The 19,238-nt window shown below is 60.0% G+C and carries 18 protein-coding genes and 2 tRNA genes; 8 read left to right on the forward strand and 12 right to left on the reverse strand.

The window, feature by feature from the left end; translation table 11 throughout:
• Window position 1: 1 nt before the first annotated feature.
• The gene (gene recX, locus ACA047_RS06660; RefSeq protein ID WP_497357786.1) at window positions 2–469 is read left to right on the forward strand and encodes a recombination regulator RecX; all 468 of its coding nucleotides are present in this window, start codon (window positions 2–4) and stop codon (window positions 467–469) included.
• Window positions 470–512: 43 nt separating this feature from the next.
• Here recX and ACA047_RS06665 read toward each other — a convergent pair whose 3' ends face one another.
• The gene (locus ACA047_RS06665) at window positions 513–1,631 is read right to left on the reverse strand and encodes an LOG family protein (protein ID WP_497357788.1); all 1,119 of its coding nucleotides are present in this window, start codon (window positions 1,629–1,631) and stop codon (window positions 513–515) included.
• Between the two features lie 453 nt (window positions 1,632–2,084).
• Here ACA047_RS06665 and ACA047_RS06670 point away from each other — a divergent pair, with 453 nt between their 5' ends.
• On the forward strand, window positions 2,085–2,279 hold the full coding sequence (locus ACA047_RS06670; protein WP_497357790.1) for a hypothetical protein: 195 nt from the start codon (window positions 2,085–2,087) through the stop codon (window positions 2,277–2,279).
• On the opposite strand, the gene ACA047_RS06675 is transcribed toward ACA047_RS06670, so the two are convergent.
• Window positions 2,280–2,702 carry a quorum-sensing-regulated virulence factor family protein gene (locus ACA047_RS06675; protein WP_497357792.1) on the reverse strand — a complete coding sequence of 141 codons (423 nt, stop codon included), beginning with the start codon at window positions 2,700–2,702 and terminating at the stop codon, window positions 2,280–2,282.
• A gap of 184 nt (window positions 2,703–2,886) precedes the next feature.
• On the opposite strand from ACA047_RS06675, the gene ACA047_RS06680 reads away from it, so the two are divergent.
• The 3 genes from ACA047_RS06680 (at window position 2,887) to ACA047_RS06690 (ending at window position 4,934) form a co-directional block, all read left to right on the forward strand.
• Entirely contained in the window at window positions 2,887–3,630 is a 744-nt protein-coding gene (locus ACA047_RS06680; protein WP_497357794.1) for a tRNA-uridine aminocarboxypropyltransferase, read from the forward strand.
• A 216-nt stretch (window positions 3,631–3,846) separates the two neighbouring features.
• Window positions 3,847–4,500: a response regulator transcription factor ErdR gene (erdR, locus tag ACA047_RS06685; RefSeq protein ID WP_497357796.1), complete on the forward strand. Its 654-nt coding sequence runs from the start codon at window positions 3,847–3,849 to the stop codon at window positions 4,498–4,500.
• A 71-nt stretch (window positions 4,501–4,571) separates the two neighbouring features.
• Complete coding sequence (locus ACA047_RS06690; RefSeq protein WP_497357798.1) at window positions 4,572–4,934, forward strand: diacylglycerol kinase; 363 nt, start codon at window positions 4,572–4,574, stop codon at window positions 4,932–4,934.
• A gap of 4 nt (window positions 4,935–4,938) precedes the next feature.
• Here the strand turns inward: ACA047_RS06690 and ACA047_RS06695 are convergent, their stop codons facing one another.
• Window positions 4,939–5,865 (reverse strand): LysR family transcriptional regulator, encoded by a 927-nt coding sequence (locus tag ACA047_RS06695; protein WP_497357800.1) that lies wholly within the window; start codon window positions 5,863–5,865, stop codon window positions 4,939–4,941.
• Between the two features lie 121 nt (window positions 5,866–5,986).
• On the opposite strand from ACA047_RS06695, the gene fpr reads away from it, so the two are divergent.
• Window positions 5,987–6,766, forward strand: coding sequence for a ferredoxin-NADP reductase (fpr, locus tag ACA047_RS06700; protein ID WP_003184787.1), 780 nt, complete (start codon window positions 5,987–5,989; stop codon window positions 6,764–6,766).
• Window positions 6,767–6,976: 210 nt separating this feature from the next.
• Here fpr and tsaA read toward each other — a convergent pair whose 3' ends face one another.
• The 5 genes from tsaA to rimO form a co-directional block, all read right to left on the reverse strand.
• A complete protein-coding gene (gene tsaA / locus ACA047_RS06705) occupies window positions 6,977–7,675 on the reverse strand; it encodes a tRNA (N6-threonylcarbamoyladenosine(37)-N6)-methyltransferase TrmO (RefSeq protein ID WP_497357802.1) in 699 nt (232 codons plus the stop codon).
• Window positions 7,676–7,746: 71 nt separating this feature from the next.
• Window positions 7,747–8,208, reverse strand: a complete 462-nt coding sequence (locus ACA047_RS06710; RefSeq protein WP_497357804.1) for a YehS family protein — start codon at window positions 8,206–8,208, stop codon at window positions 7,747–7,749.
• 72 nt (window positions 8,209–8,280) lie between these two features.
• Window positions 8,281–8,991 (reverse strand): rRNA pseudouridine synthase, encoded by a 711-nt coding sequence (locus ACA047_RS06715; RefSeq protein ID WP_497357806.1) that lies wholly within the window; start codon window positions 8,989–8,991, stop codon window positions 8,281–8,283.
• 73 nt (window positions 8,992–9,064) lie between these two features.
• A complete protein-coding gene (locus ACA047_RS06720) occupies window positions 9,065–9,538 on the reverse strand; it encodes a GNAT family N-acetyltransferase (protein WP_497357808.1) in 474 nt (157 codons plus the stop codon).
• Window positions 9,539–9,695: 157 nt separating this feature from the next.
• Window positions 9,696–11,036 (reverse strand): 30S ribosomal protein S12 methylthiotransferase RimO, encoded by a 1,341-nt coding sequence (gene rimO, locus ACA047_RS06725; protein WP_497357810.1) that lies wholly within the window; start codon window positions 11,034–11,036, stop codon window positions 9,696–9,698.
• A 327-nt stretch (window positions 11,037–11,363) separates the two neighbouring features.
• Between rimO and ACA047_RS06730 the strand changes: the two genes are divergently transcribed.
• Window positions 11,364–13,211 carry a potassium transporter Kup gene (locus ACA047_RS06730; RefSeq protein WP_497360248.1) on the forward strand — a complete coding sequence of 616 codons (1,848 nt, stop codon included), beginning with the start codon at window positions 11,364–11,366 and terminating at the stop codon, window positions 13,209–13,211.
• A gap of 202 nt (window positions 13,212–13,413) precedes the next feature.
• On the opposite strand, the gene ACA047_RS06735 is transcribed toward ACA047_RS06730, so the two are convergent.
• The 4 genes from ACA047_RS06735 to ACA047_RS06750 all read right to left on the reverse strand — a co-directional run bounded on the left by ACA047_RS06735 (window position 13,414) and on the right by ACA047_RS06750 (window position 17,883).
• Window positions 13,414–14,703, reverse strand: coding sequence for a virulence factor family protein (locus ACA047_RS06735; RefSeq protein ID WP_497357812.1), 1,290 nt, complete (start codon window positions 14,701–14,703; stop codon window positions 13,414–13,416).
• The gene (mprF, locus tag ACA047_RS06740) at window positions 14,703–17,345 is read right to left on the reverse strand and encodes a bifunctional lysylphosphatidylglycerol flippase/synthetase MprF (RefSeq protein ID WP_497357814.1); all 2,643 of its coding nucleotides are present in this window, start codon (window positions 17,343–17,345) and stop codon (window positions 14,703–14,705) included. Before mprF ends, ACA047_RS06735 begins: the two co-directional genes overlap by 1 nt.
• A 151-nt stretch (window positions 17,346–17,496) precedes the next feature.
• Window positions 17,497–17,573 (reverse strand) — tRNA-Met (locus ACA047_RS06745).
• Window positions 17,574–17,806: 233 nt separating this feature from the next.
• Window positions 17,807–17,883 (reverse strand) — tRNA-Met (locus ACA047_RS06750).
• Window positions 17,884–18,165: 282 nt separating this feature from the next.
• On the opposite strand from ACA047_RS06750, the gene dinB reads away from it, so the two are divergent.
• On the forward strand, window positions 18,166–19,227 hold the full coding sequence (gene dinB, locus ACA047_RS06755; protein WP_497357816.1) for a DNA polymerase IV: 1,062 nt from the start codon (window positions 18,166–18,168) through the stop codon (window positions 19,225–19,227).
• Window positions 19,228–19,238 lie beyond the last annotated feature (11 nt).

Here is a 19,238-nt window from a genome sequence, read left to right on the forward strand (position 1 = left end):
GATGACCGTCGTACTCGATACCCTCGTCGCGGTGCGGCGAACCGCGATGGACCTGCTCGCTAGACGCGAGCACGGTCGAGTCGAGCTGACGCGTAAGCTGCGTCAGCGCGGTGCTCCCGATGAGATGATTGACACAGCCCTCGACCGTTTGACGGAAGAGGGCCTGTTGTCGGAGTCTCGCTATCTCGAAAGCTTTGTCTCTTATCGCGCTCGCTCCGGCTATGGTCCGTTACGAATTCGTGAGGAACTGGGCCAGCGCGGCTTGCAACGCCCGGATGTTGAACTCGCCCTGCGCGAAAGTGGTATTGATTGGCAGGAGCAGCTAACGGACACTTGGCGCCGCAAGTTCTCAGGGCATTTGCCCATCGATGCACGAGAACGAGCCAAGCAAGGGCGCTTCCTGGCGTACCGAGGGTATTCCATGGAAATGATCAACCGCTTGTTCAGCGGTCGCGCAATGGATGATTAAACAAAAACGGCCCGCTATTTCGATAGCGGGCCGTTTTTTTTGCTCAGGTCTCCTTGATCGGCTCCCAGGTGAGGGGGTGGGCCTGGGTGGCGGGCTGGGCCCAGTTTTCCGGCAAGTTGATGTAATTCACCAGTTCCCTTAGACGTCCGTGATCTCGGGCGTTGAAGGTAAACGCCAGTCGCGTCAAATGACTGAACCGTGTCTCGTCGTGCTCTTCGCCGCTGTAGTCATGCTGATGAAAACAGTCGTTGAGGCACAGGTCGGCAAACTCCACCTGCATCTGCTCCAGTGCCTGCTCGTTGAGTTTGTGATTCATGCGGATCACGAATTGATGCTTGAGCCAGCGGCTGGAGTGGAAGTTGCGGTAGAACTGATTGATCTCTTCTACGGCTTCTTCGGCGTTGTACACCAGGTGCATCAGCTTCATGTCGGTCGGCAGGATGTAGCGATTTTCCTCCAATTGCTCGCGGATGAAGTTCAGGGCGCCCTGCCAGAACTTGCCCCCTGGAACGTCCAGCAGCACCACCGGCACCAGTGGACTTTTGCCGGTCTGCACCAGCGTCAAGACTTCCAGTGCTTCATCCAGGGTGCCGAAACCGCCCGGGCATAGCACCAGTGCGTCGGCTTCCTTGACGAAGAACAGTTTGCGGGTGAAGAAAAAATGGAACGGCAGCAGATTCGGCGTGCCTTCAACGGTCGGATTTGCATGCTGTTCGAAAGGCAGGGTGATGTTGAATCCCAGGCTGTGCTCCCGGCCCGCGCCTTCATGGGCGGCAGCCATGATGCCACCGCCTGCACCCGTGATGACCATCATGTCCGAGCGGGCCAGCGCCGCCCCCAGCTCCCGGGCCAGGCCGTAGAGCGGATGTTCAATGGGCGTTCGGGCCGAGCCGAAGACCGTGACCTTGCGTCGCCCCTTGAACTGTTCGAGTGTGCGGAACGCATGTTCCAGTTCCCGCAGCGCCTGCAGAGTGATCTTGGCATTCCAGCGGTTGTGATCTTCCTGGGCCATGCGCAGCACGGTCAGGATCATGTCGCGGTAGATAGGGAGGTTCGGACTGTTGGGTGAGACCAGGTTGAGTTGCTCTTCGACCTTGCGGGTGAGGTCGTGGCCGTGGTTCTCAAAATGACGACTAAGCAGGTCATTCGGTTTATAAGGCATTCAACTTCTCCTTTTTAACAGAACCCGGCCCGAACGAGAGATTCGTCAGGACCACGACACTCCGTGTGTCGTTGTCAGCCCAGGCCTGTGCCTGGACGTTCGACCTGGCTCGACGCGGTCTGCAGCAAAGCGATCAAGCCATCCAGCGGGTTCTGCTTTTCCCTTGGATGAAAAAGCAATCACACGGCAAGGCGCTGGCGGGGCAGCCTCGTTCTGCCCAAAGCTAATAGAGATACTTCTGAATCTAGACCCTCACGCTGATCTTGGCTGCCCTGATCATGGCGCTCAAAAGTGACCGTTGGCAACCGCTGGATACAAGCGCTGAAGTCCCACGCCGCTCGTCAGATTGCCGGTCGGGTGCGTGCCGCTCTGATTTACTCAATAGCAAGTTCCACGCTCATGGCTGGGTGCCACGCGATGGATTGAGGCGGATCGGGCAGGGAGGCGCAAGAGATGACCAGAGTGACGCTGGAACTCGACAGGCAGTTGTACCTGACGCTGTTGGACGCGGCTCAGGCCAATCGGGTGAGCCTTGAGGAGGAGTGCTGCCGCCGGCTGGAAGGTCGAGCTTGGCGCTCGTGCTATTTGCAGGCGCTGGTGGCGGAACTGCGCGCCGACGATGAGCAGCGGCGCGCACGCTCGGATTGATTACTTCTTCGTCTTGGCCGGTTTTGGGCAGTCCGATTCCTGGAAGCGTTCGGTGGCCACCGGGCGATTGGTTTTAACCTCGGTGAACTCGTAGCGCATGGTTGCGCCCTTGGCCATCAGCTTGCGGAAACCTGGATTGGTACACACCGTGGAGCCCAACTGGAAATATACGGCCTTGGGGTCTGCGCGCATTTTCTCGGCATGGCTGCTTTGCACGCTGAGGTGATTGATCAGCTCGGTGCCTTCGACGGTATAGCCCTGGTCGAGAATGTCTTCGTTGATCGCCCGCGGCGTGCCGACGCTACTTTGCGCGGCCACGTTCTGTAGCATCTTGTTCAGTTCGAGTTCTTTCAGCGAAGCGGCCTGAGCGCTGAAGGACGTTGCCAGCAGAACGGCAACGGTAGGGACGATAAGGCGCAGCATGAAACTCTCCTGGTTCAGTGACTGGTGGTTCGACCGATCACATGACTGTGCGTTCAGTGGCCGGGAATTATAGGGGAGCCCGGGTGGACGGTACAGGCTTGTGCGCTCTGGTAGACTGCCGGCCTTTATTGCCTTGCCGAGTGTTGTTCGTGTCGAGTTTTCCTGTCTGCCGGCGTTGCCCACGATGAATCATGCCCCTAACGCCGTAGCCCGCCTGCGCGACCAGCGCATCGATGAGGGCATCAAGCCGATTCAGGCCCGTGGCTGGCGCGCGCCCCGTTGCAACGCCTGTCGGGTGATCGAGAGCCATTGCCTGTGCGCCTGGCGTCCGAGCGTCGAGACCCGGTCCGGGGTTTGCCTGATCATGACCAACAAGGAAGTGTTCAAGCCGAGCAACACCGGTTGGCTGATTGCCGACGTTGTGCGCGACAATCACGCGTTCATCTGGTCGCGCACCGAAGTCGACGAGCAATTGCTGGCGCTGCTCAACGACCCGCAATGGCAACCGTATCTGGTGTTTCCCGGTGAGTACGTCGAGCCATCGCGGGTCACCCACACGGTTGATCTCGATCATTCCAAGCGTCCGCTGTTCATTCTGTTGGACGCCACCTGGACAGAGGCGCGCAAGATTTTCCGCAAAAGCCCGTATTTTGACCGGCTGCCGATCCTGAGCCTGCTGCCCGACAAGCTGTCGCGCTACCACTTGCGCCGTTCGACGCGTAGCGAGCATCTATGCACTGCCGAAGTGGCGGCGATGTGTCTGGAACTGGCAGGGGACAATGACGCGGCATCGGCCCTGGATGCCTATTTTGATGTATTCAGCCAACATTACCTGGGCGCCAAACGCCAGCAATCGGTGAATGTGTCGACGCCGGCCCACGCTCAATTGCAGCCCTTCGTCCGTGCCGTGCAAACGGTGTTGGCCTAATAGTGGCCCATACTCAACACAGCAGCGGCCGTGCTGCTTGACCACCCTGGCTTCGCTGGGCATGCTTGGCGCCGACCAGGGTGCGGCCGCAGTTTTAAACGCTGTGATTGGCGTTGAACGTGCCCCTGTGGATGCCGCTGCATGGCGGTGTCTTGAGTTGTGTTGGCGAGGCGCGAATGCATCGGGCCTGCCGTTAAAAACAGGATCATTTGAAAAATGGCCACATACGAAATCCTGATTGCCGATGACCACCCGCTCTTTCGCAGCGCGTTGCATCAGGCAGTGACCCTGGGCCTTGGCTCGGATGTCCGGTTGACGGAGGTGGCCAGTATCGCGGAACTGGAGGCCCGGCTGACTGAAAAGTCCGACTGGGATCTGGTGCTGTTGGATCTGAACATGCCGGGTGCGTATGGTTTTTCCGGGCTGGTGCTGTTGCGCGGCCAGTACCCGCAGATCCCCGTGGTGATGGTGTCGGCTCAGGAAGAAGCTTCGGTGATGGTCAAGGCCCGTGAATTCGGCGCCAGTGGCTTCATACCCAAATCCAGTTCGCTTGAGATGATTCAGAAGGCCGTGAAGGCAGTGCTGGATGGCGATGTGTCCTGGCCGCCCCAGGCGTTCGAAGCGGTAAGCGTGTCAGCCGAAGCCAAGGCGGCCAGTGAAGGCCTGGCCAGCCTCACGCCGCAGCAGTTTCGTGTGTTGACCATGGTCTGCGAAGGCCTGCTGAACAAGCAGATTGCCTATGAGCTGAGCGTGTCGGAGGCCACCATCAAGGCCCACGTCACCGCGATCTTCCGTAAGTTGAACGTGCGTACACGGACCCAGGCGGCCTTGCTGCTGCAACAACTTGAGTCAATTTCACCGCAACCATAGTGTTTTATTCACGCTTTTTTGACCGTGTTTGAATTAGCTTCTCCACCTCCTTTCGATCAGTTGCCTACTCTATGTCACCTTTTAAAGGCCAAACCGGCCTGAAACGTATCCTCAACGCCTCCGGCTATTCCCTGGACGGGCTGCGTGCGGCGTTTGTCGGCGAAGCGGCGTTCCGTCAGTTGGTCTTGCTCAACGTCGTTCTGATTCCGCTGTCGTTTTTTCTGAATGTCAGCCGTGTCGAGCAGGCGCTGCTGATTGCGGTCTGCCTGCTGGCATTGATCGTGGAGTTGCTCAATTCGGCGGTGGAGGCGGCCATTGACCGCATCTCCCTGGAGCTGCACCCGTTGTCAAAAAACGCCAAGGACATGGGCAGCGCTGCCCAGTTCGTCGCCCTGGCGATGATCGCGTTGGTGTGGGGCCTGGTGCTGCTTTAATCCATCAGGCAATGGCCGGCAGGACGATTTCGTCGCTGCGCTGCACTCCGGCGGTGAAGGCTCGGCACAGTTCGAGGAATTCACGCATGGCCGACGTCTGATATTTCTGTTTATGCCAGATGAAATAAAACTGCCGCGCCAGGTCCATGTCCGGGGTTTCCACCGCTACGAGGCTGCCGCGGCGGAAGGCGTCGCGCAGGGCCAGGCGCGAAATACAGCCAATTCCCAGGCCGGACTCCACGGCTCGCTTGATCGCTTCGGTGTGTTCCAGCTCCAGGCGGATGTTCAGCGAGCTGCGGTGGTGGCGCATGGCTTGGTCGAAGGTCAGTCGAGTACCAGAACCCTGTTCGCGCAGAATCCACGCCTCCTGGGTCAACTCCTCCATGGTCGCCTGGCCGCGTTTGGCCAGCGGGTGTTGAGGTGCGCAGAACACCACCAGTTCGTCCTCGACCCAGCTCTGGACTTCGATGTCCGGATGGTTGCAATCGCCTTCGATTAGACCCAGATCAATTTCATAATGGGCAACCTGGTGCACGATATTGGCAGTGTTCTGCACATGAAGCTTTACCTGGCTTTCTGGATGGCGCTGCATGAAGCCGCCGATCAACAGGGTTGCCAGGTAATTGCCGATGGTCAGGGTGGCGCCGACCGCCAGTGAGCCGAAACCGGACTTGCCATTGAGCAGGTCTTCGATCTCCTTGGCCTGGTCCAGCAGCGCCACCGCCTGAGGCAACAGCTGTTTGCCCAGGGCATTGAGGCTCAGGCGTTTGCCGGCGCGGTCGAACAATTGGCAGCTGGATTGGCGCTCCAGTTCGGTGATGGAGGTGCTGGCGGCCGACTGTGAAAGATTGAGCAGGCCCGCAGCACGGGACACGCTCTCTTGCTGGGCGACGGCGACGAAGACTTGAAGTTGACGTAGAGTAAATCGCATATCTATATAACCGATAACCCTTATCTTAATAATCCATTTAACAGATATTGTCGCCGCCATTAGAATGCGATGCAATTGCGCAAATTAACGACGCAGGCATCATTCCCAGGAGTCCCCGTACATGAGCAACATGAACCACGAGCGTGTCCTCAGTGTTCATCACTGGAACGACACTCTGTTCAGCTTCAAGTGCACCCGCGATCCGGGCCTGCGCTTCGAGAACGGTCAGTTCGTGATGATCGGCCTGCAGCAGCCCAACGGCCGTCCGCTTATGCGCGCTTACTCGATTGCCAGCCCGAATTGGGAAGAGCATCTCGAATTTTTCAGCATCAAGGTTCCTGATGGTCCGCTGACTTCCCAGTTGCAGCACCTGAAGGAAGGCGACGAAATCATCATCAGCAAGAAGCCCACCGGCACCCTGGTGCTGGATGATCTCAAGCCTGGCAAGCATTTGTACCTGCTCAGCACCGGCACCGGTCTGGCGCCGTTCATGAGCGTCATCCAGGATCCGGAAACCTACGAGCGTTTCGAAAAAGTGATCCTGTGCCACGGCGTGCGTTACGTCAATGAAGTCGCCTACCGCGAGTTCATCACCGAGCACCTGCCGCAGAACGAGTTCTTCGGCGAAGCACTGCGTGACAAGCTGATCTACTACCCGACCGTGACCCGCGAGCCGTTCGAGAACGAAGGCCGTCTGACCGACCTGATGCGCAGCGGCAAGCTGTTCCGCGACATCGGCCTGCCACCGATCAACCCGCAGGACGACCGCGCCATGTTGTGCGGCAGCCCGAGCATGCTCGACGAGACCAGCGAAGTGCTCAACAGCTTCGGCCTGACCGTTTCGCCGCGCATGCGCGAGCCGGGGGATTACCTGATCGAGCGGGCGTTTGTAGAGAAATAAGCCACACAGTTGCGGTGGCTGATGGATCGCCATCGCGAGCAGGCTCGCTCCCACAGGGTTTTGTGTTGAGTCATATCTGGCGAACAACACAGATCAAATGTGGGAGCGAGCCTGCTCGCGATAGCAGCGACTCGGTCTCAACAGTTACCCCACAAAAAAAAGCCCGTGTTGCCTGATGAAGGCAACGCGGGCTTTTTCGTTTCCGGGCGTTTATCTGATCGCAGGAATGACTTCCAGCACCCGGATCAACCCCGGCTGTGGGTAATGCCAACGGACGTCCAGATCCCAGAACTGCGCGCCATATTCCCGTTCGGCTGTAGGAACCTGGTACGCCGGACGTGGGTCTTGGGCCAGGCACTGTTCGATCAGTTCCACCAAAGGCTCCTCCAGGCGCGTGGCATGGTCCCGGGCTTGTAGCAGGGCTGACTCCGACCATTGCACCGGAATCAGCTCAGGCGCCGCGTTGGCGATGTTGTTGGACGCCGAGCCGATGATGTCGGCGTAAGGCACGTAGGGCTTGATGTCCAGCACCGGCGTGCCGTCTAGCAAGTCGATGCCCGAGATCCACAGCCGACCGGCTTCGACCCGCTCCAGCTTCACCACCGACTGGCCGATGCCGTTGGGGCGATGGGTAGCGCGGGTGGCGAATACCCCCATGGACTTGTTGCCGCCCAGGCGTGGCGGGCGGACCTTCAACCGCGGTTTGTCTTCCAGGGCCTGGTGGAACAGGAACAGCAGCCAGACATGACTGACCTGCTCCAGGCCCTGCACCGCATCGCCCTGATCGAACGGCGCCACCAGCTCCAGCACGCCGCGCGCGGCCGGGGCTAGCTGCGGCTGGCGGGGGATGGCGAACTTCTCCTTGAAACAGGAACGGACGAAGCCGATGGGGGAGACGTTGTAGGCCATTTTGGGAGCTTCGAGTTGCAAGCTGCAAGCTGCAAGCTTTGAACTTGTCGCTTGAAGCTTATGGCTGTTGTTTAGGCTCTGACGCGCAGCGTCAGCCCCTTGAGGAAGTTGCGCAGCAATTGGTCGCCACATGGGCGGTAGTTGGTGTGGCCGAATTTGCGGAACAGCGCGCTCAGTTCCGGTTTGGACACCGGGAACTCGGCGGCCTTGAGGATGGCGTGCATGTCGTCTTCCTTCAGCTCGAAGGCCACCCGCAGTTTCTTGAGGATGATGTTGTTGGTCACCGGTACTTCGATCGGTTGCGGCGGACGGCTTTCGTCCTTGCCACGCTTGAAGATCACCAGGCCATCGAGAAAATGCGCCATGACGTCGTCAGGGCAGAACACGAAGCCTTCTTCCTCGTCTTTCTTGAGGTAGCCCGCCAGATCCGTCAGGGACACTTCCAGGCCACCAAGCTTGATGATCTCGATGACTTTCTTGTCGCTGATGTCGAGCATGTAGCGCACGCTACGCAGTACGTCGTTGTGAATCATGTGTGCAATCCTGATCAATCGGCAGTGGGCGCCCCAGCTCGGTGCGGCGCCGGAAAAAAGAAAATGCAGGCCTCAGAATTTCTCTTTGGCAGACAGGTAGCGCCACTGGCCCAGCGGCACCTTGCCGATGGACACGCCGCCGATGCGGATGCGGCGAATGGCAACCACCTTGAGGCCGACCGCCTGGCAAAACAGCGCGATCACGCCCGGTTGCGGGTTTTTCATGGCAAAGCGCAAGCGGTTCTCGTTCTGCCAACTGGCCTTGACCGCCGGCAGCTCCTTGCCCTTGTAGGTCAGGCCATGGTTCAGGCGATTGAGGCCATGGGCAACCATCTCGCCTTCGACTTCCACCACGTATTCCTGCTCGATCTTGGCGACGTCGGCGGTGAGCTTGCGCAAAATCTTCCAATCCTGGGTGAACACCAGCAGCCCGCTGGCGTTGGCCTGCAGGTCGGCGCTGGCGGTCAGGCGCAGGAAGTGGCCCTTGAGGGGGCGTTTGCCGAAGCGGTGTTCTTCGCTCAGGGTCTGTGGGCCAAGGGAGGCCATTGCCGTGTCCACATCCATGCCCACCGGGATGTTTAGCAGGATGGTCACCGGTTCCGGCGCAGTGGCCTTGGCCTCGGGGTCGAGTTCGACTTTCTGGGTGGTGACCTTGAATTGCGGCTCATCGACCACGTCGCCATCCACGGTGACCCAGCCGCCCTCAATGAACAGCTCAGCCTCCCGACGGGAACAGCCGACGAGTTCGATGAGGCGTTTGGAGAGACGAATCGGGTCAGTCATGACAGGGCCGTAACAAAAAGAGGGTGGGCATTGTACCTGCCTGGCGCCGGTTAATCGCGGGTCCATTTGCGTTTTAGCCGCGTCGGGCCTTGAGGTCGGGCTGTTTGTAGCGCATGTGCAGCAGCGGGTAAGGCTGGTTCATGCCGTCCCGGGCCGAACGGCCAACCACTTCGAACCCTTGCTTGAGATAAAAACCCAAGGCTTGCGGGTTCTGTTCGTTGACGTCCAGTTGGTCAGCGTTGAGGTGTTCCATGGCATAGCGCAGCAATTGCTTGCCCAGGCCCTGGCCTCGGTACTGCGGATCGATGAAAAGCATCTCGATCTTGCCGGCCGCGACGCCGGCGAAACCGGTGATCCGCTGGCGAGCGTCCCGGGTGCAAATGAGCATCACCGCGTCCAGGTAACGAGTGAGCACCAGGTTTTTCAGCAGCTCGATGTAGCTGTCCGGCAGAAAATCATGGGTGGCCCGCACCGAAGCCTCCCAGAGCCGGGTGAGTTCCTGGTAATCGCTCGGTTTCGGTGTGTGGATGACCGAATGCTGACGCATGCCCGCCTGTTCCTTGTGCTGGATGTCTCCATACGATAGTCGCAAAAAAGCCCCGCATCTCATCAAGAATGCGGGGCTTTTAGTTTTTTTATGCAGGGCGGGGCCAGTGTCAGTCAGTTAAGCAATGCCCCGCAGAACCTGTGGCCTTGGATACTGATCAATTGATCTGTTCGGCCCACAAGTCGTACTCATCGGCGTCGGTAACCTTGCACCAGACCTTGTCGCCCGGCTTGAGGTGGCTGCCGTTGTCGATGAATACGTTGCCGTCGATTTCCGGGGCATCGAAGAAGCAGCGGCCCACGGCGCCTTGTTCGTCCACTTCATCCACCAGCACTTCGATTTCACGGCCGATGCGCATTTGCAGGCGCGCCGAGCTGATGGCCTGCTGGTGCGCCATGAAACGCTCCCAACGGTCCTGCTTGACGTCGTCCGGCACCACGTCCAGGTCCAGGTCGTTGGCCGGTGCACCTTCGACGGGCGAGTACTGGAAGCAGCCGACGCGGTCGAGTTGGGCTTCGGTCAGCCAGTTCAGCAGGTACTGGAAGTCTTCTTCGGTTTCGCCGGGGAAGCCCACGATGAAGGTCGAACGGATGATCAGGTCCGGGCAGATTTCGCGCCAGTTCTTGATACGGGCCAGGGTCTTGTCTTCGAAAGCTGGACGCTTCATGGCCTTGAGGACTTTCGGGCTGGCGTGCTGGAACGGAATGTCCAGGTACGGCAGGATCTTGCCGGCAGCCATCAGCGGGATCAGTTCGTCGACATGCGGATACGGGTAGACGTAGTGCAGACGGACCCAGACGCCGAGGGAGCTGAGGGCTTGGCACAGTTCGGTCATGCGGGTTTTCACCGGTGCGCCGTTCCAGAAGCCAGTGCGGTATTTCACATCGACGCCGTAGGCGCTGGTGTCCTGGGAAATCACCAGCAGCTCTTTGACGCCCGCCTTGACCAGGCGCTGGGCCTCGTCGAGCACATCGCCCACCGGGCGGCTCACCAGTTTGCCGCGCATCGACGGAATGATGCAGAAGCTGCAGCTGTGGTTGCAGCCTTCGGAAATCTTCAGGTAAGCGTAATGGCGCGGGGTCAGCTTGATGCCTTGTGGCGGCACCAGGTCAATCAGTGGGTTGTGGTCCTGACGCGGCGGCACCACGTCGTGCACGGCGTTGACCACTTGCTCGTACTGCTGCGGACCGGTCACGGCCAGCACGCTGGGGTGCACGTTGCGGATGTTGCCCTCTTCCACACCCATGCAGCCGGTGACGATGACCTTGCCGTTTTCCTTGATGGCTTCGCCGATCACTTCCAGGGATTCGGCCTTGGCCGAGTCGATGAAGCCGCAGGTGTTGACCACTACCACGTCGGCGTCCTGGTACGTGGAAACGACGTCATAGCCCTCCATGCGCAGCTGGGTCAGGATGCGCTCGGAGTCGACCAGAGCCTTTGGGCAACCCAGGGATACGAAGCCGACCTTCGGGTTGGCTGGCGCGGTAGTGGTGGACATGTCTAACCTCGGTGTAGGGGGATCGTCTCTTGCGGAGACAGGGCACCTGACGCGCCTCTGATCAAAAAGTGCGCAATTCTATCCATGGTCGACGCACTTGACCAGCTTTATACAGGGAAATACGACGAGTGCTGCGCTATGCTTCGCGCCTTTGCGCTTTACCGATTTTTACAGTCAACTAAACACCTGTAACGATATGTAAAACAGCGCATGCTGTATCACAAAGCATCGTGCTTCGTTCAAGAAGACAGGTTTGAGAATCAGGAGTGTTGGATGGGGCAGGCAAGTAGTCATGCGGCGGGCGCCGAGCATTCGGCAGCAAAACCGATGAGCATGCTGGTCGCGGCAGTCGGAGTGGTTTATGGCGACATCGGCACCAGCCCGTTGTACACCCTTAAGGAAGTGTTTTCTGGCGGCTATGGTGTGCCCGTCAATCACGACGGGGTGCTGGGGATTCTGTCGCTGATCTTCTGGTCGCTGATCTGGGTCGTGTCGATCAAGTACATGCTGTTCGTCCTGCGCGCCGACAACCAGGGCGAGGGCGGGATCATGGCACTTACAGCGCTTGCGCGGCGGGCGGCTGCGGGGCGGGCGCGGCTGCGTTCGTTACTGGTGGTCTGTGGCTTGATCGGTGCGGCGCTGTTCTATGGCGACAGCATGATTACGCCGGCGATTTCCGTGCTCTCTGCGATCGAAGGCCTCGGCCTGGCGTTTGACGGCATCGACCATTGGGTGGTGCCGCTGTCATTGGTAGTGCTGGTGGGGCTGTTTCTGATCCAGAGTCGTGGCACTGCACGGATCGGCATTCTGTTCGGTCCGATCATGGTCGCCTGGTTCCTGGTGCTCGGCGCCCTCGGTGTGTATGGCATCAGCCAGCATCCTGAAGTGTTGCAGGCGATGAACCCGGCCTGGGCCGTGCGTTTCTTCGTTGTCCATACGGGCATGGGCGTGGCGATCCTCGGTGCCGTGGTGCTGGCGCTGACCGGCGCCGAAGCGCTGTACGCCGACATGGGCCACTTTGGCCGCAAACCGATCGCTCGCGCCTGGTTCATCCTGGTGTTGCCGGCACTGGTGCTCAACTATTTCGGCCAGGGCGCTTTGCTGCTCGGTGACCCGGAAGCGGCGCGCAACCCGTTCTATCTGCTGGCGCCGAGCTGGGCGCTGATTCCGTTGGTGGGCCTGTCGACCCTGGCCACGGTGATCGCCTCGCAAGCGGTGATCTCCGGCGCGTTCTCCCTGACGCGTCAAGCGATCCAACTCGGTTATATCCCGCGCATGTACATTCAGCACACGTCCAGTGCCGAACAGGGCCAGATCTACATCGGTGCGGTGAATTGGTCGCTGATGGTCGGTGTTGTGCTGTTGGTGCTGGGTTTCGAATCCTCGGGCGCACTGGCGTCGGCCTACGGCGTGGCGGTGACCGGCACGATGCTGATGACCACGATCCTGGTCTCGGCGGTAATGCTGCTGTTGTGGAAATGGCCGCCGCTGCTGGCGGTGCCGGTGTTGATCGGGTTTCTGCTGGTGGATGGCCTGTACTTCGCCGCCAACGTGCCGAAGATCATTCAGGGCGGCGCGTTCCCGGTCATCGCCGGCATCGCCTTGTTCGTGCTGATGACCACTTGGAAGCGCGGCAAGCAATTGCTGGTGGAACGTCTGGACGAAGGCGCGTTGCCGCTGCCGATCTTCATCAGCAGCATCCGCGTGCAGCCGCCCCATCGCGTGCAGGGCACGGCTGTGTTTCTGACCGCGCGCTCGGACGCCGTGCCTCACGCGCTGTTGCACAACCTGCTGCACAATCAGGTGCTGCATGAGCAAGTGGTGCTGCTGACGGTCGTGTACGAAGACATCCCCCGGGTGCCGCTACAACGGCGTTTCGAGGTCGATGCCTACGGCGAAGGCTTCTTCCGGGTCATCCTGCATTTTGGCTTCACCGACGAGCCGGACGTCCCGCAGGCGCTCAAGCTCTGCCATCTGGATGACCTGGACTTCAGCCCGATGCGTACCACCTACTTCCTCAGCCGCGAAACGGTCATCGCCTCGAAGCTCGAAGGCATGGCCCGCTGGCGCGAATTGTTGTTCGCCTTCATGCTGAAGAACGCCAACGGCAATTTGCGCTTCTTCAATCTGCCGCTGAACCGGGTGATTGAGTTGGGAACGCAGGTCGAGATGTAAGCCACGACAAAACTTGTGGCGAGGGGATTTATCCCCGTTGGGTTGCGAAGCAACCCTCTGGATTTTCCTGGGGTCATGAGCTGTGCGAGTGCTTGGCACTCGAGCAGGGATAAATCCCCTCGCCACAATGGGTTCGCAGCGTTCACAAAAAAGCCCCTGCAATCGTGAGGTTGCAGGGGCTTTTTGTCATGCGAGCATCAGATCACTGCTCGGCTACCTTGTTCTGGCGCTCGTTGATCTCGTCCACCAGGCGCTTGGCCAGCGCCGGGTAGTTTTCGTCGAAGTGGTGGCCACCAGGCAGCTTGACGGCTTCGCCCACAGCGGTCTTGTCGGTGCAGCCGCTTTCATCGGCTTCTTCTGCGCCGTAAATGCACACCACTTTATCGGCCGGCAGCTTGGCCATTTCCGGGCCGGTGGCGGCTTCGGTGCCGGCGTTGCCGAGCCAGCCTTCGACTTCGATCTCGAAACTGCCGGTGCGAGCGAAGGCCAGCAGGATGATTGCATCGATCCGCTGCTGTTCGGTGGCTGGCAAGCGGTTGTAGATGGCCGGCAGTACGTCGGCTCCGAAGGAGTAACCGGTCAGGATGAAGTGCTTGGTGCCCCAGATCTGGCGGTAATGCTGCATCAGTTCGGCCAGGTCCAGTGCACTTTGTTCCGGGCTCTTGTGCTGCCAGTAGTAGCGCAGGGTGTCGATGCCGACCACTGGGTAGCCGATCTTGACCATTTCATCGGCCACGTCGCGGTCCAGGTCACGCCAGCCGCCGTCTCCCGAGAGGAACAGGGTCACAGTATCCTTGGCTTGGCTGGACGGCACTTCCACTACCGGAATGCTCAGGCCGCCCTTGCCTTTGTCGGCACCCACCAGAATTTTGCGCAATTCGTTGTTCAGGACTTGCGGCAGATTGATGTCGTAGTCGCTGATGCTGGTTTCGGCATTCGGCTGATCCCGTACGAAACCGGCGCTGGTGTCGTCGGGGTTATCGTTCCAGGCCACGAGCCAGTGGCCGTGGGCCGCGCTTTTGGGCAGCAGGTGCGTGCAGCCGGGTTTTTCCAGGGCCAGGTCCACCGAAACGGCCTGGGCCTTGTCGTCCTTTTGCTCGGCCAGCCAACGCCAGGCCAGCACGGCGCCTGGGCCGATGCCGCTGACCAGCGTGGCCGGCCCCTGGAGCTGCCTGAGGCCGGCCTGCAGGGCGCGACCTTGCAGCATGCAGTCCTTGGGCAGGATCACCTGGACGATCAGCGCCGAACCGCTGCGGCTGAGGGTCTGCAACTGAGTGTCGTTGAGCTTCTGGTCTTCATTGACCGCCACCAGCACTTGGGCGCGAGGCTTGGTGCCGGGGGTGACCCGGGTCATCGACGCGCCGTCGGTGGGCGTCAGTTGTTCAAGGATCGGTTGTGGGGCCGGGCGGTTCCAATACCAGTAACCGCCACCGAGAATCACCGCCAGCACCAGCAGGGTGGCCACTATGTATCGCCAGGAGCGTTGCATCATCAGCGTTTCACCAATCCAGTCAGGCCGCCTGCAATCAGGGCGGCGGTATCGGCCAGTGCCACCAGCGGATCAAGTCCGGCGGGCACGGCCATGTAACGAGGTTCCCAGTCAGGCTGGAATTTATCTTTGAAGCGGCGCAGCCCCTGGAAATTGTAGAGCTGCTCGCCACGACGGAACACCATCGAGCCCAGGCGTTGGGTCAATGGCGCACCGCGTCGTGGTTGCAGGCCCGACAACGGGACCATGCCGAGGCTGAAGCGGGCGTAGTCATGGTTTTTGTAATGTTGGATCAGGCCGACCATCATGAATTCCATGGTCAGTTTCGGGGCGTCGGGGTGGGCGCGCATCAGGTCGAGGCTGGCCAGCTCATGGCTGTGGGTCTCCAGCAGATTGGCGAACGCCACCGGGCGGCCCTCGAAACGAATCACCGCGATGCGAAAATGCTTGAGGTAATCATCGCTGAAGCGGCCCAGGGAAAAACCTTTCTCGCGCACGTTCTTGCCGGTCAGCCAGGCATCGGAAATGACTTTGAGCTCATCCATCGGCGCCTGGCCCGGTTCGTGGATCTCCAGCGACAGGCCATCGCGGGTGCCGCGGTTCCAGGTGTAGCGCAAATCCTTCATCTCTTTGCCTTTGGCCTCGAGATCGAAACGCTTGAGGTCGACCCGCGCTTCTTCACCCAGCTTGATCGCCGTCAGGCCGATGTCCATGTAGTACGGCAGGTTCTCGGCGCGCACCTGATAGAACACCGGACGGGCATGGTAGATGTCGCACAGGTCGCGGAACTGCCAGATCATTTCGGCGCGTTGCTGGGTGGGGCCGATCGGGTCGTACAAGGCCACCAGGCTGCGGCCACGGCGGGCGTACATCAGGAACGCTTCGTCTTTGGGGTGAAACAGCAACGCCTTGTCACCGGTCAGGGCCAGGCCGCCGTCGGGTTGCGAAGACGCCATGAGAATGGCCTTGGCCCGCTCCAGTTCTTCTGCCACCGGCAAGTGGATCACCGGTCGCGCGGTGCGCAGCAGCCAGGTCAGGGACACCACCACCAGCAGCACCGCAGCGCCCAGCAGCGAGCGCAGGCCCCGAGGGGCGTCGGCATCAAGGGTGAACTGCCACCACAGTTGATGGCTGTAGGGCACATCCTGGTAAGCAAACAGCAGCAGCCAGATCGAGGCACCGAGCACGCACAGGCTGGCGATCAGGAACAGCGGGGAAAAGGGCAGTTCAGTCAGGCGACTCGGACGATAAAAGGAGCGCCGGAATACCGCCAACAGGGCGGCCGTCAATGTCAGCAGCGTGGCTTCCTCCCAGTCGAAACCCTTGAGCAGCGAGAGCAGGGAGCCCACCAGCAGCAAAACGGTGGTCAGCATCCAGGCAGCGGACAGGCGACGGCGCAGGCCTTGGGCGAGCAACAGGCAGAGCACGCCCACCAGGCTGGCGCCGAAGTGCGATGCGTCCACCAGTCGATGGGGGATCAGGAAACCGATGTGTTCCAGGCGAGTATCGATCTCCGGTGTCACGCCGGAAAACAGCAGCACCACGCCAGACAGGAACACCAGCACTGCCAGGATCGGCGCGGCGAAACCCGACGCCACCCGTAAGGTCTGGCGGGTCTGGAACAGCCGTTGCGCCTCATTGATCAGCAGTAGCACACAGGCCACCAGCATTGGCAGTAGCACGTAGATCAAGCGATACAGCAGCAGGGCGGCGGCAAGTGGCGCGGCTCCCAGCTTGTCGGCAAACGCGGCCAGCAGGACCGCTTCGAATACCCCGACCCCGCCCGGCACATGACTGAGCACACCCGCGGCCAGCGCCAGCAGGTACACCAGAAGGAATGCGCCGAACGGTGGCGCTTCGGGCAGCAACAGATACAGCACCGTGGCAGCCGCCGCGACATCCAGCGCGGTGATGACCAGTTGCAGGAAGGTCAAGCGGCGGCCCGGCATGCGCAGCGTGCGCCGCCCGGCCTTGACCAGAAGGCTGTCCCGATAGGGCTGCTCCGGCAAACGCCGACGATAAATGCCGATGGCCAGCATGCTGGTGAGCAGCAGTACCGCCACGGAGATCGTCCCCAACAAGGTGGCAGACAGGTGCAACGCGGCAGACGCGGCCGGCAAATTGCTGAGTGTTGCCAGGGCCGCCAGGGGCGGCAGCGCGCAGCCCAGGGACAGGCTGGCGAACAACGTCATGTGGGCGACATCCGACGCCCCCAGGCCATGGCGGGCGTACAGGCGATAGCGAACCGAACCGCCCGACAGCAGCGACAGGCCGATGGCATTGCCGATGGCAAACGCGGTGAACCCGCCCAGGACCATGGTCTGCGGCGGCAGCGTCACGCCGGCATAACGGCTGGCGGACCATTCATAGCCCAACAGGACGATGAAGCCGATCACTGTAGCCGCTATCGCACCGAGCAGGGCAGGCCGCGGCACTTCCAAAATAGAATCGTGCAGGGCGTAAAGATCGAGTTCGCTCAGAAGGTGGCGGCAGGCAATCAGTGCAATCGCAAACAGCAACAGCGTGACGGCGAGGCCGATAGGCTGCCGGTACTGACTGATCCGGTCCAGCCAGCGCAATCGCTCAGCCTTGATCGGTTGTGTCGCAGTAACAGGGTCTTGCGGTTCAGACGAGTGGGCGCGCATCAATCACCTCTTGAGCTATGCGCGACAGGATGGGGGTATCCAGCCAAGTTACCAATCCCTGCGGATGAAAATAATTACAAAATCTTTGTAATGTAGTTTTTTTCGACACATACAAAAAAGGCCACTCTTTCGAGTAGCCTTTCTTGGTATTTGGTTGCGGGAGCCGGATTTGAACCGACGACCTTCGGGTTATGAGCCCGACGAGCTACCAGACTGCTCCATCCCGCGTCTGTGTGGCGGCATTCTACAGGCGAACGCCAGAGTGTCAACCGTTAAAAGGTCGCAGGGTCAAATAAACGGCCAATCGGCTCCAGCGTTTGCTAAATACACGAAATTTAAAGGAATTGTCCTACAGCTTCTGGCTTGTAGGGGGGCACACGCAGGCTGCGATACCGTCGCCATTTAGCAAAAACAGACGCGCACAAAAAAGGCCACTCTTTCGAGTAGCCTTTTTTGATATTTGGTTGCGGGAGCCGGATTTGAACCGACGACCTTCGGGTTATGAGCCCGACGAGCTACCAGACTGCTCCATCCCGCGTCTGTGTGGCGGCATTCTACAGAGGATCGAGCTGGTGTCAACCCTGGTGGTATAAAAATCTGTTCCGCTTCAAGCGCTTAGCCTCGCTCACAGGCATTGTGACTGGGCTGTGACGCAAGCCTGGCAAGGGCTGGCGCTCTATCGGGTGGGTCGCTGCGATTGAAGAAATAAATTCATGTAGGCTTTTTCTGGCCTCAAAGAAGGATCTTTTAAACTACTGGTGCTATATACAGGTGCCAGTGCGATACTGGCGACCCGATTCGCCGCACATTCTGCTTCTCTATGACGCAACGCAAAATCATCCACGTCGACTGTGACTGTTTCTATGCCGCTATCGAGATGCGCGATGACCCGCGGCTGGCCGGCAAACCCCTGGCGGTCGGCGGCTCGGCGGATCGACGCGGAGTAATCGCGACCTGTAATTATGAGGCGCGGGCCTACGGTGTGCGCTCGGCCATGTCATCCGGCCATGCCTTGAAGCTCTGTCCGGACCTGACCATCGTCAAGCCACGGATGGACGCCTACCGGGAGGCGTCGAAGGAAATTCATACGATTTTCAGCGATTACACTGACCTGATCGAGCCGCTGTCCCTGGACGAGGCCTATCTGGATGTCTCTGCCAGCGCGCACTTTGGTGGCAGCGCCACCCGTATCGCCCAGGATATTCGCCGGCGCGTTTCCAATCAGTTACACATCACGGTGTCCGCCGGTGTCGCGCCGAACAAGTTTCTGGCCAAGATCGCCAGCGACTGGAAAAAGCCCAACGGCCTGTTCGTCATCACTCCAGACCAGGTCGAGGACTTCGTCTCGGCCCTGCCGGTGAGCAAGCTCCACGGCGTCGGCAAGGTCACCGCCGACAAGCTGAACAGGCTCGGCATCATTGATTGCCTGCAGTTGCGGCAATGGGACAAGCTGGCGCTGGTGCGCGAATTTGGCAGTTTTGGTGAGCGACTCTGGAGCCTGGCTCGTGGGATCGATGAGCGTCTGGTGCACAACGACAGTCGACGGCAGTCCATCAGTGTGGAAAACACCTACGATGTCGACCTGCCTGACCTGGTGAGTTGCCTCGACAAACTGCCGGAACTGATGCGAACCCTGAGCGAGCGCATGGCGCGGATTGACAGCAGTTATCGCCCGGGCAAGCCGTTCGTCAAAGTGAAATTCCACGACTTCACCCAGACCACCCTGGAGCAGGCCGGGGCAGGGCGAGACCTGGGCAGTTACCAGTTGTTATTGACCCAGGCGTTCAACCGTGGCGGCAAGCCGGTGCGATTGTTGGGGATAGGGGTACGGCTGGAGGATTTGCGGGGCGGGTTTGAGCAGTTGGAGTTGTTTGAGCGATGAGTGCGCGACGC

The sequence above is a fragment of the Pseudomonas sp. LBUM1664 genome, from assembly GCF_059695895.1.

What these genes read in the sequence shown, in the direction of transcription:
- ACA047_RS06665 (WP_497357788.1), bottom strand. Translation starts at nt 1,631, where the DNA reads ATGCCTTATAAACCGAATGACCTGCTTAGTCGTCATTTTGAGAACCAC.
- erdR (WP_497357796.1), top strand. Translation starts at nt 3,847, where the DNA reads ATGGCCACATACGAAATCCTGATTGCCGATGACCACCCGCTCTTTCGC.
- ACA047_RS06675 (WP_497357792.1), bottom strand. Translation starts at nt 2,702, where the DNA reads ATGCTGCGCCTTATCGTCCCTACCGTTGCCGTTCTGCTGGCAACGTCC.
- ACA047_RS06670 (WP_497357790.1), top strand. Translation starts at nt 2,085, where the DNA reads ATGACCAGAGTGACGCTGGAACTCGACAGGCAGTTGTACCTGACGCTG.
- rimO (WP_497357810.1), bottom strand. Translation starts at nt 11,036, where the DNA reads ATGTCCACCACTACCGCGCCAGCCAACCCGAAGGTCGGCTTCGTATCC.
- ACA047_RS06690 (WP_497357798.1), top strand. Translation starts at nt 4,572, where the DNA reads ATGTCACCTTTTAAAGGCCAAACCGGCCTGAAACGTATCCTCAACGCC.
- dinB (WP_497357816.1), top strand. Translation starts at nt 18,166, where the DNA reads ATGACGCAACGCAAAATCATCCACGTCGACTGTGACTGTTTCTATGCC.
- ACA047_RS06710 (WP_497357804.1), bottom strand. Translation starts at nt 8,208, where the DNA reads ATGATTCACAACGACGTACTGCGTAGCGTGCGCTACATGCTCGACATC.
- mprF (WP_497357814.1), bottom strand. Translation starts at nt 17,345, where the DNA reads ATGCGCGCCCACTCGTCTGAACCGCAAGACCCTGTTACTGCGACACAA.
- ACA047_RS06735 (WP_497357812.1), bottom strand. Translation starts at nt 14,703, where the DNA reads ATGATGCAACGCTCCTGGCGATACATAGTGGCCACCCTGCTGGTGCTG.
- ACA047_RS06715 (WP_497357806.1), bottom strand. Translation starts at nt 8,991, where the DNA reads ATGACTGACCCGATTCGTCTCTCCAAACGCCTCATCGAACTCGTCGGC.
- ACA047_RS06680 (WP_497357794.1), top strand. Translation starts at nt 2,887, where the DNA reads ATGAATCATGCCCCTAACGCCGTAGCCCGCCTGCGCGACCAGCGCATC.
- tsaA (WP_497357802.1), bottom strand. Translation starts at nt 7,675, where the DNA reads ATGGCCTACAACGTCTCCCCCATCGGCTTCGTCCGTTCCTGTTTCAAG.
- recX (WP_497357786.1), top strand. Translation starts at nt 2, where the DNA reads ATGACCGTCGTACTCGATACCCTCGTCGCGGTGCGGCGAACCGCGATG.
- ACA047_RS06695 (WP_497357800.1), bottom strand. Translation starts at nt 5,865, where the DNA reads ATGCGATTTACTCTACGTCAACTTCAAGTCTTCGTCGCCGTCGCCCAG.
- fpr (WP_003184787.1), top strand. Translation starts at nt 5,987, where the DNA reads ATGAGCAACATGAACCACGAGCGTGTCCTCAGTGTTCATCACTGGAAC.
- ACA047_RS06720 (WP_497357808.1), bottom strand. Translation starts at nt 9,538, where the DNA reads ATGCGTCAGCATTCGGTCATCCACACACCGAAACCGAGCGATTACCAG.
- ACA047_RS06730 (WP_497360248.1), top strand. Translation starts at nt 11,364, where the DNA reads ATGAGCATGCTGGTCGCGGCAGTCGGAGTGGTTTATGGCGACATCGGC.